Source organism: Haloechinothrix halophila YIM 93223 (genome assembly GCF_000504245.1).
Taxonomy (GTDB): domain Bacteria; phylum Actinomycetota; class Actinomycetes; order Mycobacteriales; family Pseudonocardiaceae; genus Haloechinothrix_A; species Haloechinothrix_A halophila.
Genome location: NZ_KI632509.1, coordinates 3360052 through 3373242, shown reverse-complemented (window position 1 = coordinate 3373242; position 13191 = coordinate 3360052). Strand labels below are relative to the sequence as shown.

Here is a 13191-nt window from a genome sequence, read left to right as displayed (position 1 = left end):
TGCTCCGCTGCCGGTGTGGCGGAGCGGGTGATGAGACAACAGTGCGTTCTCGCCACCCCGTGCCACATCGGGAAAACCCCCATGCTGAGCAGACGCCTGTAGGGGGCTTCCGGCTAGAGGCTTAAGCCCTCAAGGTTCGCGGCGCATCCGGCGTCCTTACGCCTGGTCGTGGCCCAGTTCAGCGCGCAGCGCGGCGAGCAGCTCGGCCCTGCTGGTCGCACCGAGCTTGGTGCGGATCCGCGCGACGTGGTGTTCGACGGTCTTGGGGGCGACGTAGAGCTGTGCGCCGATTTCCCGGTGGGTGCGGCCAGCCAGCACGAGCCGCGCCACGTCGGCCTCACGCTCGGACAGCGTGCTGGTGCGTGCGCCAGCGGCTTCGTCACCGGTGAGCGCGTCGAGGTCGGCTAGCTCGCGCGCGCGTTCCAGCAGCCGCCGCGCCGTTGCCGGGTCGGATGTCCTGATCGCCGCGCCGCCCGCGAGCCTGGACGCCTCCCAGGGCAGTTCTCCTGCCGCTAGGTCGGCGGCAGCGGCGAGCACGGCGTCGGCGTCGACCGTGCCGACCAGGATGTCGGCCCAGCGGCGTGCGGCGTCCTGCTGTGCCTGTTGTCTGCGTCCTGGTGCGTGAACGGCGGCGATCTCGCGTGCGGCGTCGGCCGCGGCCTGCGCGTCCTCGGTCGCGACGGCGAGTTGGCAGCGGAGCCAGCCGAGCGTGACCGCCCACGCCGGGGGACGCCCGCAGCCCTCGAGCATGGCCCGCAGGTGGCTGAGTGTCGCGGCGGTCCGGTCGTGCTGTGTGAGCCGTGCCGCCGCGACCAGCAGCTCCTCAATCGGTTCGATGTGCGTGAGGTCGGCCGCGCGGCGGGCGAGCACCGGCTCGGCGTGCTCCCACGCGGCGCGCAGCTGCGCGATGTCGCCGGTGCGCCGGGCCAGGCCGGCTGTCAGCGCTGCGAGCAGCATCTGGTCCCGCGCGCCGAGCTTGAGCTGGCTGAGCCGTGGTAGCTCGGCGACGGCCGATTCGAAACGCCCGGTGCGCAGCCGGACCCAGGTGAGCAGGATGCGGTGCCGCGCGGTGGCGACCGGCCCGCCGATGTTCGTGCGAAGCGCACGGTCCAGCAGGTGCTCCGCGGTCGCGACGTCTCCCGCGGTGACGGCGGCGAGCGCCCCGATAGCGTGCGGTGTGTCCGGCAGCACGTACTCCGGGTGGGCGCGTTCGGCTGCCTCGGCTGCCTCGATCAGCGCGGGTAGAGCCGCGACCGGCTCCGGCAGTGCGAGCACGGCATCCGCCAGCAGCCGCAGGCTCGGCGCGGCGTCACCGCTGGCGGCCTCGCGGGCTGCGTCGAGGTCGCCGGTCGCCACCAGGGCGGGGACCGCCAGAACCGGACCCGGTGCGTCCGCCGCGAGCAGTGCCTGTGCGGCACGGTCCTGCCTGCCGTCGTGAGCAGCGCTCGCACCAGTGAGCAATGCTCTGCGCTGACGCTGCTGCGGTGAGTCCGCACGGAGGTCGGGGTCGATCGGCTCGCCGAGCGCGGCCGCGGCCTCGGCCCTGCCGAGCGCGAGTGCGTCGGGGTCGGCGCCAGCGTCGAGGGCGCGGTCGTACCAGCGGGCCGCTGACGCCGGGTCGGTGAAGCGCAGGGTGTCGGCGGCGCGGGTGTACGCCTCGGTCGCGGTTGGGCCGCGCGCGTCGGCGGCGGTCAACGCGTCCGCCACCGCGACGGGAGTGCCGCCACGGGCGAGCAGGGCGTGGGCGGCGTCGGCGTGTCGCGCGCGGACTTCGGCGGGTGCGAGTTCGGCGCGCACCGCGTGCTCGATCACCGGGATCAGGTGGTCGGCGTCCTCGGCGAGCAGGCCGGCGTCGCGTAACGCGCGCATCGCATCGGCCAGCGTCGTCCGTTCGATGCCGAGTGCGTGGCAGCGGACGTCGTCCGGCAGGTCGATGCCGAGCGCGAGCAGTTGCGCCAGTCGTGTGGCCTCGGCGCCGAGCAGCGTGAGGATGCGTTGCACGCGGGCGACGAGTGCCGGGGGCGCGCTGGTGGGATCGTCCGGGGACACCGCCGTGACCAGCGCGGGCAGGCCCCCGGTCGCGTCGCGTACCGCGGCGGGTGTCGCGGCGCGGGGGAGCAGCGCGGCAACGGCGGCCTCGTCCAGCGGGGCGAGCCGTTCCAGGATGCCCCGCGCGGACAGCGTGGCATCCAGCGCGGCCAGCTCAGCTGAGGGCAACGACGGCCGTCTGGTCGCGGCGACGTCGATGCCGTTGGCCGCCGCCGTGGTCAGCTGCCGCAGCGGCTCCGGTCCGAGCAGGTGGGCGTCGTCGACCATGACGAGGGTGCCGTCGGCGGAGCTGGCGACGCTGGCGAGCAGGCGGTCGAGTTCGTCGGTCGTCGTCGTGGGCTCGACCGCGCGGACCGGGCCGCTGTGCTGGGCAGCGAGCTGCCGGAGCCGGTGGCTGCGGCCGGAGCCGTCCACCCCGACGATCACCCTTACCTGCTCGGTCATGCTCCCCGTCCTGCCTGATACGGGCGCTTTGCTTGTGCTGCGAGGTTAGCGCCCAATGGTCGGTGTCCGCAGGCGGCTCACTGGCCGTCGTGCCGGGGCGTTGTCGTCGGATGCCCGGCAAGGTCCCGCCGAATGGGGTATTTCGACTCTGCCGATCAGGCGGCGGCACGGCCTACCGTTGGCTCGGACGTTGGAGGCATTGATGAGCACGACCGACATTCTCCCCGCTGCCGTGGCGCTGGCACCGCGTTGGCATGGCGACGGGGTGGACGACGGGAGCGTCGAGACCGCCGAGCACGAGGACGAGGGCGCGGACTGGAGCAGTGCGTCCGACGTGAGCGGTGCGTCCGGCTGGAGCGGCCGAACGGACTGGGGCGGCGTAGCACTGCGGTCGGCCCTGGTTGATCCGTGCGGACAGCACTTTCGCCCGCACTTGTTCGGTATGTGAGCCCCGATCGCGGCGCGCGGAGTGTCACATCCGCCGCGCGGGGGTACCCGCCACATACCAGGTTCAGTGGCCGATCGTGCTGACGGGAGCACGCCATGACCGACGTGAGCGACACCGCGGCGCACCGCGACATCGTGGCTGGCGTCGACGGGTCGGAGTCCTCGCTGCGAGCGGTGCACTGGGCGGCGCTGGAGGCACGACGTCACTCCGTGCCACTGCGGCTGCTGCACGTGTGCCATCCACCGCCGATCCGGCACGGCCGCATCGCGCTGCCGCGCAGCGTCGCCGACGCGCTCGCGGACTGCGGTAAGGAATACCTCGCCGATGCCGAGCACCTGGTCGGGCAGGTAACGCCGGAGGTCGTCGTCCGATCCGAGCAGCGGGAAGGACATCCCGCCGAGGAGATGATCCGGTCCGCCGAGACCGCGCGGCTGGTTGTCATGGGCTCGCGCGGCATTGGCGGGTTCGCCAGCTTGCTTGTCGGCTCGGTCGCGCTCACCGTCGCGGCGCGGGCGAGCTGTCCTGTCGTCGTCACCCCCACAACCGGGCACCACGACGGCGAGGAGTACGCCCACACCGAGCGGGGACCGGTCGTCGTCGGCGTCGGTCGCGACGCGATCAGCGATGCCGCGCTCGGGTTCGGCTTCGAGGCCGCGGACGCGCGCGGGGTCGACCTGATGGCGGTGCACGTCTGGAACGAGGCGACCATCGAAACGGGCTGGCCGGACTATCCGATGCGGCTGTCCGAGGACGACGTGATCGACGCGGAACACCGGGTGCTCGCCGAGCGGCTCGCCCACTGGCGGGAGCGCTACCCGGACGTCGAGGTGGACAGCAGGGTGCGCAAGGGCAAGCCGGCGAAATGCCTGCTCTCGGAGGCGAGGGTCGCGCAGTTGATCGTGGTCGGCACCCGCGGGAAGAGCGCAATGGCCGGGCTCAGCCTCGGCTCGATCAGCCAGGCGGTGCTGCACCATGCGCATTGCCCCGTCATGATGGTGCGCTCGGACGCGGGCTGAGATCGCGTCACCGCAGCGGTGCCGCGAGGATGGGGCTCAGGCGATGAGGTCGTTCGCGCCCTGCGTGACCGTGCCCTGCGTGACGTCGATCAGCTCGAAGCCTGTGATGAGCTCCGGGCGGATGCGCACCACGTGCACCATCGTCAAATCCACATGCGGGTCTAGCAGCTGTTCGACGTGTGCCCTCTCGTCCGCGTCAGTGACCTCCTCCGCTTTGCCGGTCACGATCACGCTCCACCCCGCGTGTGTGTCGGGGTCGATCGCATCGGCCTCGTACGCGACGACCTGGCCGATGGCGCCTAGCAGCGCGGCACCGGCGTGACATCGCAACACGACGTCGCCGTCGATGAGCACGTGGTTGACGGGGCGGATGGCGGGCAGGGCATGCGCCGTGAACACGATTCTGCCAATGGGTACGGACCCGAGATGGCGCAATGCCGTTGCGGGCGACAGCTCACGCAGTCGCTTCGGGTCGCTATGCATGCTGATTTCCTGTCGTCGTCGGCGGACGCCGCCTGGCCGTGACCGGCGACGCCCCGGATGACTCCAGCATCCTGAGCCGCCGCGGCGTGTCGCTAGAGCAGAAAGTCACCTGCGGATCAAGAAACGACCGGATGTTGTCCGGTTCGTGGCGTCCGATTCGGGACGTAGGGCCCAGTCATGCCCAACGGAAGACTCTGCACCAGGGCGATTGCGTCGGTGAAAGTAGCCAGGGGCGGACTGGTTAAGGAGCTGTGGTTATGGGCGCATGGACGCGCGCGGAAGTCGGGGTGCTGGTGCGAGCCGTCAGCAACGCCCCGTCGGTGCACGACACGATGCCGTGGTTCCTCGAAACGCGCGACCACCGAGCCGACCTGTACGAGAACGTCGAACGGTCGCTGCCGCACCACGATCCCACCGGGCGCGACCGGCTGATCTCCTGCGGCGCCGCGCTGGCCAACCTGCGTCTCGCGGTGCGTTCGCTCGGCTGGTGTTTCGACGTCGAGCTGTACCCGGAACGCCGCAGGGACCTCATCGCCCGGCTGACGATCACCGCGCGCCAGCCCGTCACCGAGACGGAGCTCGCCAGCTACTGGTCCATGTTCCGCAGGCGCAGCTACCGCAAACCGTTCGTGGCGGAGCTCGTGACCGACGCCGAGATCACCGAGGTAGTCAACGCAGGGGAGGGCGAGGGCGTGCGGCTGCGGCGGGTCGAGCCGAACGAGTGCCGCCCGCTCGCGTCGCTGCTCTGCTACGCCGCGGACATGCTGCGGGCCGACAAGGGCTATCAGCGCGAGCTGGACGCGTGGACCAGCCGCTACGCGCGCTACACCGGTGCTGCCGACGGAGTGTCCCGCGCCCGGCCGCAGGACACGCTGCCGTGGGCCGGGCTGGTCAGCAGGGGAACCCGGCTGCCTGACGTGCCGACGCTAGCCCGCAGGCTCGCCGCGGAGACGTTGTTCATCGTCGTCAGCGACACCGACACCGTCGCCGACCACGTGCGTGCCGGGGAAGCGATGCAGCGTGCCTGGCTCACGTCGGTCTCCGACGGCCTTGCCGGTGCGGTGCTCACCCAAGCGCTGCACCTGAGCGAAGTCCGCTCCGGCATGGTCGACCGGCTCGGCCTCGCGGGCTACCCGCAGGTGCTGCTGCGCGTCGGGCGCCCGGAAGCGGTCATCAAGGCCCGGCAGCGCGACGTCAGGGAACGGCTGCACGCGCCGACTCACTAGGAGGCAGGAGGGGCCTCATGACGATGCTCGTCGCGGATACTGTCGGCGAAGGCTGATCCGGGCGGTGCCGGAAACCGCGCGGAGTGTCGGTGGCTGGGCCTAAGCTGTGCCTCGTGGACCTTCCAGTGATGCCGCCGGTCAAGCCGATGCTGGCTAAGGCGGTCCGCGAGGTGCCTCGCACCGAGGGCCTTGCCTACGAACCGAAGTGGGATGGCTTCCGCTGCGTGGTGTTCCGAGATGGCGATGAGATCGAGCTCGGCTCCCGCAATGACCGGCCGCTGACCAGGTACTTCCCCGAACTGGTCGAGCTGTTGGCGGCGGCGCTGCCGCCGCGCTGCGTCGTCGACGGCGAGATCGTGTTGGTCACCGAATCCGGGCTGGACTTCGACGTGCTGCAGAACCGGCTGCACCCCGCCGCGTCGCGGGTGCGCAAGCTGGCGGCGGAGACCCCGGCCAGCTTCGTGGCGTTCGACCTGCTCGCGCTCGGCGACGACGACCTCACCGGCGAGCCGTTCCGCAAACGCCGCGCCCTGTTGGAGCAGGTGCTGGATGCCCAGCTCGCCCGGGTGCACCTCACCCCGCTCACCGAAGACCCCGACGTGGCGCAGGACTGGTTTACCCGGTTCGAGGGCGCGGGGTTCGACGGGGTGATGGCGAAACCGGTCGATGCCGCCTACACGCAGGACAAACGCGTGATGGTCAAGGTCAAGCACGAACGCACCGCCGACTGCGTCGTCGCCGGGTTTCGCTGGCACAAGGACGGCAACGGCGTCGGGTCGCTGCTGCTCGGGCTCTACGACGACGCCGGGGTGTTGCACCACGTCGGCGTCGCCAGCAGCTTCACCGCTGCCCGGCGCACGGAGCTGGTCGACGAACTGGCGCCGCTGCGGGAGAACGCACTGGACGATCATCCGTGGCGGCGCTGGGCCGAGGCCGAGGCGCACGCCGGGGGCCGGATGCCGGGCGGGCTGAGCAGGTGGAGCGCGGGCAAGGACCTGTCCTGGGAGCCGTTGCGGCCGGAGCTGGTGGCCGAGGTGCGCTACGAACACGTGCAGGCCGGCCGGTTCCGGCACGGTGGCAGGCTGGTGCGGTTCCGGCCCGACCGCACCCCGGAGTCGTGCACCTACGCGCAGCTCGACGAGGTCGCGCCCGCCGAGCTCGCCGAGATCTTCACCGAACAGCGGGCATGAGGGGGAGCGCATGGCCGATGCGATCACGCTGGATGTCGATGGTGTCGAGGTGGCGATCTCGAGCCCGCACAAGGTGTACTTCTCGCAGCGCGGCGAGACGAAGCTGGATCTGGTGCGCTATTACCAGGCGGTCGCCGAGCCGCTCATGGCGACGGTGCGGAACCGGCCGTTGCTGATGGAGCGGTATCCGCAGGGTGCGGGCGGCAAGTCGTGGTTCCAGAAGCGGGTGCCCGCCTCGACGCCGCCCTGGCTGCGGACCACCGTGGTCGCGACGCCGAACGGCACCACGAGCGACGCTCTGGTCGCCGCTGACCTGGCGCATGTGCTGTGGGCGGTCAATCTCGGGTGCTTGGGCTTTCATGTCTGGCCGTGCCATGCCGAGACGCCGGATATCGCCGACGAGCTGCGCATTGACCTGGACCCGTCGCCCGGCGTCGGATATGACGAGCTGCAACGCGGCGCGTTGCTGACCAGGGACCTGCTGGCGGAGTACGGCATCGAGGCGATGCTCAAGACGTCTGGCTCACGGGGTCTGCACATCTACGCCGCGCTGGAGCCGCGCTGGGACGGCTACCAGGTGCGTGCCGCCGCCGTCGCGCTCGCCCGTGAGCTGGAGCGTCGGTATCCGTCGGAGATGACGGCGCAATGGTGGAAGGAGGAGCGCGGGCAGCGGGTGTTCGTCGACTTCAACCAGAACGCGCCGCACAAGACGGTGTTCGGCGCGTGGTGCGTACGGCCGCGCGTCGGCGCGCAGGTGTCCGCGCCGATCAGCTGGGAGGAGCTGGATACTCTCGATCCCGGTGGGCTGACGATCGCGACAGTCCCCGGGTTGCTGGCCGAACGCGGCGATCCGTGGCAGGGCTACCACGACCGGCCGCAGTCGATCGAGCCGCTGCTTGAGCAATCGGAACGTGACATGGCGGCCGGGCTGATGGACGCACCGTGGCCGCCGGTGTACCCGAAGATGCCGAACGAGCCGCCGCGCGTCGCACCAAGCAGGGCGAAGCGGGACTAAGGCGGCGGGCCGCCCGCGTGGCCGCGGCACGCTTCGGGCTGGAGTGCGCGCTCCGCACCGCGCTCCGTGCTTATCGTGCCTTGGAGCCGGTCGTGACGTCGGATCCGGAGAACATCTCGGTCAGCTCGCTCACCAGCAAGGTGCGGCCGCGCCGGGCGCGGGCCGCCGCGTGCTCGCGGCGCTCGACCTGGTCGGGAGCGCTGCCCGGTTCGCGGGCCTCGCTCGCGGCGAGCCCGAGCATGTCGAGCACCTCGGTGAGCTCGGTGGCGTCGCGTGCGTACGCCGCGACCACCCGTGCGGCACGGGATCGTTCGTCAGCGGTTGGCTCGTGGGTCACCGACGTGGTGAGGTGGCCCCGCTGCGTCATCATGATGGACCTCCCTGCGTGCTGACTCCATCCTGCTCTCGGCAGGCGCCGGAGTCAGCGGCCGAACGTCGTCGAGGTCAGGGCCGCTGTTCCCCTTCTACGAGGGACTTAGTCCCGGGCCTCCCACCAGGGATGTCCCGGATCGGGTGCCGGTAAACCACCGTTCGGGACCTGAACGGACTACCTCGTGTCGTCCGTCGGCACCGGAACAGCCGGGTCAACGCCAAGCATGCGCCGGACGGCGACCGTGATCTGCTCGGTCAGTTGGTCGATCCCGGCCGGGCCGTGCGGGTCATACCAGCGGTACGGCGAGGAGAGCATCGAGACGATGAGATTCGCGGCGATGGTGGTGTCGATGTCCGTGCGGCTTTCCGGTAGGCACTCGTCGAGTAAACGTCGTAATGTCGCGGTGTCGCACTGTGCGATAACGCGATAATTCTCCCGCGTTTCCGGCCAATTCATTCTCGCAAATGTAACTGACAAATATGCATTGCCCGTCGGTTCAGGTCAGGTCTAGGCTCAGTAGCAGGATACTTGTTCTGCTGTGCGGCAATGTCTACTTCCTGACGCGCGATTCGCGTCGCCCCGGTGGAACAAGCCACGTCAGATATGCCGGTGCGACGGCACGCGATGCCACCGCGGACCGCGGAGCCGCGGAACCGGCGTGATTTCCCTGTCGATGGGCTGCGTGATCAAAGGAGCGGAAGTTATGGGCGGTGGGGCATACGTTGTCGGTGTCGGGATGGTGCCGTTCGCAACCCCGAAGAAGGCTGATCCCTATGACGTGATGTCGGAAGGCGCCATTAAGGCCGCACTCGCCGACGCGGGGATCGACTACGGCATGGTGCAGCAGGTCTACGCCGGATATGTGTTCGGTGACTCGACCAGCGGGCAGCTCGCCGCGTATCGCGTGGGAATGACTGGCGTGCCGGTGATCAACGTGAACAACAACTGTTCCACCGGGTCGACGGCGCTGTGGCTGGCGCGGCAGGCGGTGGAAAGCGGCGCGACGGACTGCGTGCTGGCGTTCGGGTTCGAGCAGATGCGTCCCGGGGCGCTGGACGCGGTGTGGACCGACCGGCCGAATCCGCTCAGCAGGCTCAACACGATCGTCGGCTCGGAGCGTGGCGACTACGAGTCGGCGCCACCCGCGCCACGGTGGTTCGCCATCGCGGCGGACGCGTACATGGAGAAGTACGGCGCGACGCCCGAGACGTTCGCCGCCATCTCGGTCAAGGCCCGCAAACACGCGGCGAACAATCCGTACGCCGTGTTCCGCGATCCGGTCACGCTGGACGACGTGCTGAACTCCCCGACGATCTGCGGCACGCTGACCAAGTTGCAGTGTGCTCCACCCACCTGCGGCGCTGCCGCGGCGGTGATCTGCAGCAGGGAGTTCGCCCGCAAACACGGTCTCCGCGCCGATGTGCACATCCGGGCGCAGGCGATGGCATCTGACACCCCGGAGGCCGAGGAACGTGACCGCCAGGGCTGGGCGTGGACCGGGATCGTGGGTGACGCCGCTCGGCAGGTCTACGAGCAGTCCGGTATCGGCCCGGAAGACATCCCCGTCGTGGAGTTGCACGACTGCTTCACGCCGAACGAACTGCTCACGTATGAGGTGCTTGGCCTGACACCGGAAGGCACCGCCGAGAAGTTCATCGCCGACGGCGACAACACGTATGGCGGTCGCGTGGTCACCAACCCGTCCGGGGGCCTGCTCTCGAAGGGCCACCCGCTCGGCGCGACCGGTATGGCGCAATGCGCGGAGCTGACTTGGCAGCTGCGCGGCGAAGCGGGTCCGCGTCAGGTCGACGGTGCGACCCTGGCGCTCCAGCACAACGTCGGTGGCGGCAGTTCCGTGGTCATGACGATGTACGAAAAAGTCGCCTGAGTTCGATCCGGCGCGCTGGGCCGGGTGCCCACGAGAGCGCCCGGCCCAGCGGCGCCGTCACGCGGCTACGCCGGACTCGACGGGAAGCCCCGCCTCAACCCAGTCCTGGATGCCTTCCCGGTATTTCAGCACACGCTGATAGCCCAGCTGCTCCAGCTTCGTGGCGACAGCCTGGCTGTTGCCACATGCCGGATTCGAGCAGTAGACGACGATCGTGGCTTCCTTGTCGGGAAGCAGCTCAGCCGCCTGGCTCTCGACGTCGTTCTCGAGCAGTGGCACCGCGCCAGGCAGGTGCTGCTGTTCGTAGTAGGCGCCGCCGAGAGCGTCAACGACCGTCACCGTGCCGGCTTCGATCCGGGCCTTCAGGTCGACCCGGCTGATGAGTTCAGTCATACCTCTCCTTATCCGGACTATGGTCCGATTACATCTGTCACCATAATCGGACTATGGTCCGAATGTCCAGTAGGGTCGGGATATGACCGAGGAGCTCCTGCACCTAGCGCGTAGCGCGCCGAAGGAACGGGCCGATGCCACACGTAACCGAACGCGAGTGCTCGACGCGGCCGCCCGCCTGTTCGCCGAGCACGGAACCGACGCGGTCACCGTCGACGCGGTGGCACAGGCCGCCGGAGTCGGTAAGGGCACGGTGTTCCGGCGGTTCGGCGACAAGTCAGGCCTCGTCGCGGCACTGCTGGACGAACGGGAACGCGAGCTGCAGCGAGAGGTGCTCTCCGGCGACCCGCCGCTCGGGCCGGGAGCGCCCGCGCCGCAGCGCGCCGTCGCCTTCCTCGACGCCTACGTCTCCTACCTGACCGACCAGCTGGAACTGATCCGGCTGTCCGAGACCGCGTCCCCCGGTGCTCGCTACCGCATCGGCTCCTACCGTTTCTGGCACCGTCACCTGGCGATCCTCTGCGAGGACACGGCGGACCCCGACCATCTGGCGCACTTGCTTCTCGCCGCGGTGGACGCCGACCTGAACACCGCGTTGCGAGCGGAGGGCTACGACTGGTCCCGAATCCGCGCCGGTGTCCGCGATCTCGCCTGCCGGGTACTCGACGAGACGTCGTCGTCGCCGTGACCATCCAGCCATCTGCCAAGGGCTGACGTCGTAGCCGCAGGAACATCAACTTCCCTGCACCCACAGTTCGTTGGACTGGCACCGAGTGTGCATGATTGGCTATGGCGCGTGACCGAAGTAGCCGAATGGTCTGGGCGCGAGGCGGCTGCGCTGCGGCTCGCGCTGCGGTTGAGTGTGCGTGAGTTTGCCGATCACCTTGGGGTGAGTCAGCGCATCGTGTCGCAGTGGGAGCGTTTTGGCGCTGGCACGGTGCCGCGCCCGCTACCAGGCCGCCACCCTCGCCGCGCTCGGCGACGTCGGGCACGCTCGCGCGCTCGCCGACGCCGGGCATGTCGCCGAGGGGTGCGCGCTCGCGGCCGACGCGCTCACCATCGGGCGGCGTTACGGCTCCGAACGCATCACCGGCCGGGTGCGGGAATTCCGCGCCAGCCTGCCGCACTACACCAGCGACGCGGCCGACCTCGATGACGAGCTGACCGCGCTGTATGCCGCCGACGGTGCCGACACGCTGTTCGCTCGCGCCGTGCTCGACGCCGGCGGTGAGCTGGTGGTGATCGTGCCCGCTGAGCAGTACCGCGACGGGCTACCCGCCGAGCACCACCCGACCTATGACGCGCTGTTCAACCACGCTGCCGACGTGATCCGCCTGGACCACACCGCCTCGACCAGCAATGCGCACATGGCCGCGTCGGTGCGCATGATCGACGAGGCCGACGAGCTGCTCGCCGTGTGGGACGGGCAGCCCGCACGCGGCTACGGCGGCACCGCCGACGTCGTCAACGCCGCCCGCGAACGCGCCCTACCCGTCACCGTGATCTGGCCCAACGGCGCCACCCGCGACTGAGACCAGCCAGGACCCCAGCAACCGCCTCTCAAGGTGACCTCCTTGTGATAGGCCGCGTTTCGGGTGCGCTCACCACCCGAAACGCGGCCTGTTCATTACTTCCCGAGAGGTATCCGCCCGCGTCTGCTCTCTTAGATGACCGCAGCAGGTTGACGCAGGGTGAGATCGTTGTGATCGGTCCACGCTCGGATACTGTCACTTTCGAAGCGCTTGGCCCATTACACCCGATGAACAGCCCGGGCTGTCCGCCGACAGAGTCAACGGATTACGCGGTGTCCAGAGAAATTGTGTGGCAATTAGTCAACGACCCACCAACCTCCACCCAGATGCCGAAGCGGCTTTCCGAAATCACCCGATGCAGTCATGAGGCTAATTTCTGGGCTGGGCTGAGCGTTGAACCGGAAATGAGCCAGACCGAAACCGTCTTCCGCGCGCCAGTTTTGCCAGACGGGAACATACAAGACGTCAGGCGTGTCTGCATGTCCTGATCCCCGCGCCAAAGGGGTTCTGAGGTGTGCCCTTCCGTCGAGGGAAAGGTACCGCATTGTCAACGGAAGCGGCGCGCTATCAATGATGGCGCCAGAGTTGTGCGCTTCAGCCAAATTGGTGAAATTGGCTTTATGCAGCGCAAACTGGCTATCGATATAAGCTGTGTGCCAATCTGTTGACCCGATTAAGAAACCACTAGCTACAGCAGTCACGGCAGCTAGTGTCGCGGCCAAATATGACTTCCTCCGGACAAAATGCCGAGTCACGACAACAGTCGTGAGGACAGCCAGCCCCCACATGCACAGAATCACGAGAACTCCGACTAGTGGAAACCAATTGAGTAATGGGGCAGTCCAGTACTCGATGGCAGCCACGGCTATCCAGCAGAGAACCCCCAGTGTTGCGAGCCAACGCGGGGAAGAAAGGACATGTTGTATACCGCTTCTTAGACGTGAATTCATTGCGCAGCGAGTATGGCAGACAACTCAACTCGTGTAACCATAACACGGAGCGGAAAGTGCAGGACACGATGCCAGGGGCGTGTCTTCCGGTGAATTCGCTCGAAGGCGTGAGGGCGTGCGGCCGATAGCGGAGTCGCCCGTCGGTCGGTGTGGCTGATTACCATAATCTTCGCCGGACCGCTAC

The 13191-nt window shown here is 68.8% G+C and carries 14 protein-coding genes; 8 read left to right on the top strand and 6 right to left on the bottom strand.

Annotated features, from left to right (window positions below):
* Positions 1-156: 156 nt before the first annotated feature.
* On the bottom strand, positions 157-2493 hold the full coding sequence (locus AMYHA_RS15470) for a helix-turn-helix transcriptional regulator (RefSeq protein ID WP_034272010.1): 2337 nt from the start codon (positions 2491-2493) through the stop codon (positions 157-159).
* Between the two features lie 202 nt (positions 2494-2695).
* Between AMYHA_RS15470 and AMYHA_RS15465 the strand changes: the two genes are divergently transcribed.
* A complete protein-coding gene (locus AMYHA_RS15465; protein ID WP_034272007.1) occupies positions 2696-2941 on the top strand; it encodes a hypothetical protein in 246 nt (81 codons plus the stop codon).
* Positions 2942-3036: 95 nt separating this feature from the next.
* Positions 3037-3957, top strand: coding sequence for a universal stress protein (locus AMYHA_RS15460; protein ID WP_051399969.1), 921 nt, complete (start codon positions 3037-3039; stop codon positions 3955-3957).
* A 36-nt stretch (positions 3958-3993) separates the two neighbouring features.
* Here AMYHA_RS15460 and AMYHA_RS15455 read toward each other — a convergent pair whose 3' ends face one another.
* Positions 3994-4440 carry a pyridoxamine 5'-phosphate oxidase family protein gene (locus AMYHA_RS15455; RefSeq protein WP_051399968.1) on the bottom strand — a complete coding sequence of 149 codons (447 nt, stop codon included), beginning with the start codon at positions 4438-4440 and terminating at the stop codon, positions 3994-3996.
* Positions 4441-4697: 257 nt separating this feature from the next.
* Between AMYHA_RS15455 and AMYHA_RS15450 the strand changes: the two genes are divergently transcribed.
* The 3 genes from AMYHA_RS15450 to ligD all read left to right on the top strand — a co-directional run bounded on the left by AMYHA_RS15450 (position 4698) and on the right by ligD (position 7871).
* Positions 4698-5666 (top strand): Acg family FMN-binding oxidoreductase, encoded by a 969-nt coding sequence (locus AMYHA_RS15450; RefSeq protein ID WP_051399967.1) that lies wholly within the window; start codon positions 4698-4700, stop codon positions 5664-5666.
* Between the two features lie 113 nt (positions 5667-5779).
* Positions 5780-6856 (top strand): ATP-dependent DNA ligase, encoded by a 1077-nt coding sequence (locus AMYHA_RS15445; RefSeq protein ID WP_196776906.1) that lies wholly within the window; start codon positions 5780-5782, stop codon positions 6854-6856.
* A 10-nt stretch (positions 6857-6866) separates the two neighbouring features.
* Positions 6867-7871: a non-homologous end-joining DNA ligase gene (ligD, locus tag AMYHA_RS15440; RefSeq protein ID WP_034272004.1), complete on the top strand. Its 1005-nt coding sequence runs from the start codon at positions 6867-6869 to the stop codon at positions 7869-7871.
* 70 nt (positions 7872-7941) lie between these two features.
* Here the strand turns inward: ligD and AMYHA_RS15435 are convergent, their stop codons facing one another.
* Positions 7942-8241 (bottom strand): hypothetical protein, encoded by a 300-nt coding sequence (locus AMYHA_RS15435; protein ID WP_034272002.1) that lies wholly within the window; start codon positions 8239-8241, stop codon positions 7942-7944.
* A 177-nt stretch (positions 8242-8418) separates the two neighbouring features.
* Positions 8419-8700, bottom strand: a complete 282-nt coding sequence (locus AMYHA_RS15430; protein WP_034272000.1) for a hypothetical protein — start codon at positions 8698-8700, stop codon at positions 8419-8421.
* Positions 8701-8947: 247 nt separating this feature from the next.
* Between AMYHA_RS15430 and AMYHA_RS15425 the strand changes: the two genes are divergently transcribed.
* Positions 8948-10132 carry a lipid-transfer protein gene (locus tag AMYHA_RS15425; RefSeq protein WP_034271998.1) on the top strand — a complete coding sequence of 395 codons (1185 nt, stop codon included), beginning with the start codon at positions 8948-8950 and terminating at the stop codon, positions 10130-10132.
* 57 nt (positions 10133-10189) lie between these two features.
* Here the strand turns inward: AMYHA_RS15425 and AMYHA_RS15420 are convergent, their stop codons facing one another.
* Positions 10190-10525 (bottom strand): rhodanese-like domain-containing protein, encoded by a 336-nt coding sequence (locus AMYHA_RS15420; protein WP_034271996.1) that lies wholly within the window; start codon positions 10523-10525, stop codon positions 10190-10192.
* Between the two features lie 82 nt (positions 10526-10607).
* Here AMYHA_RS15420 and AMYHA_RS15415 point away from each other — a divergent pair, with 82 nt between their 5' ends.
* Together AMYHA_RS15415 and AMYHA_RS27960 are read left to right on the top strand one after the other, a co-directional pair.
* Positions 10608-11213, top strand: coding sequence for a TetR/AcrR family transcriptional regulator (locus tag AMYHA_RS15415; RefSeq protein ID WP_196776905.1), 606 nt, complete (start codon positions 10608-10610; stop codon positions 11211-11213).
* 235 nt (positions 11214-11448) lie between these two features.
* Positions 11449-12057 (top strand): hypothetical protein, encoded by a 609-nt coding sequence (locus AMYHA_RS27960; RefSeq protein WP_231104766.1) that lies wholly within the window; start codon positions 11449-11451, stop codon positions 12055-12057.
* A 296-nt stretch (positions 12058-12353) separates the two neighbouring features.
* Here AMYHA_RS27960 and AMYHA_RS27075 read toward each other — a convergent pair whose 3' ends face one another.
* The gene (locus AMYHA_RS27075) at positions 12354-12758 is read right to left on the bottom strand and encodes a hypothetical protein (RefSeq protein WP_157362143.1); all 405 of its coding nucleotides are present in this window, start codon (positions 12756-12758) and stop codon (positions 12354-12356) included.
* Positions 12759-13191: the final 433 nt, after the last annotated feature.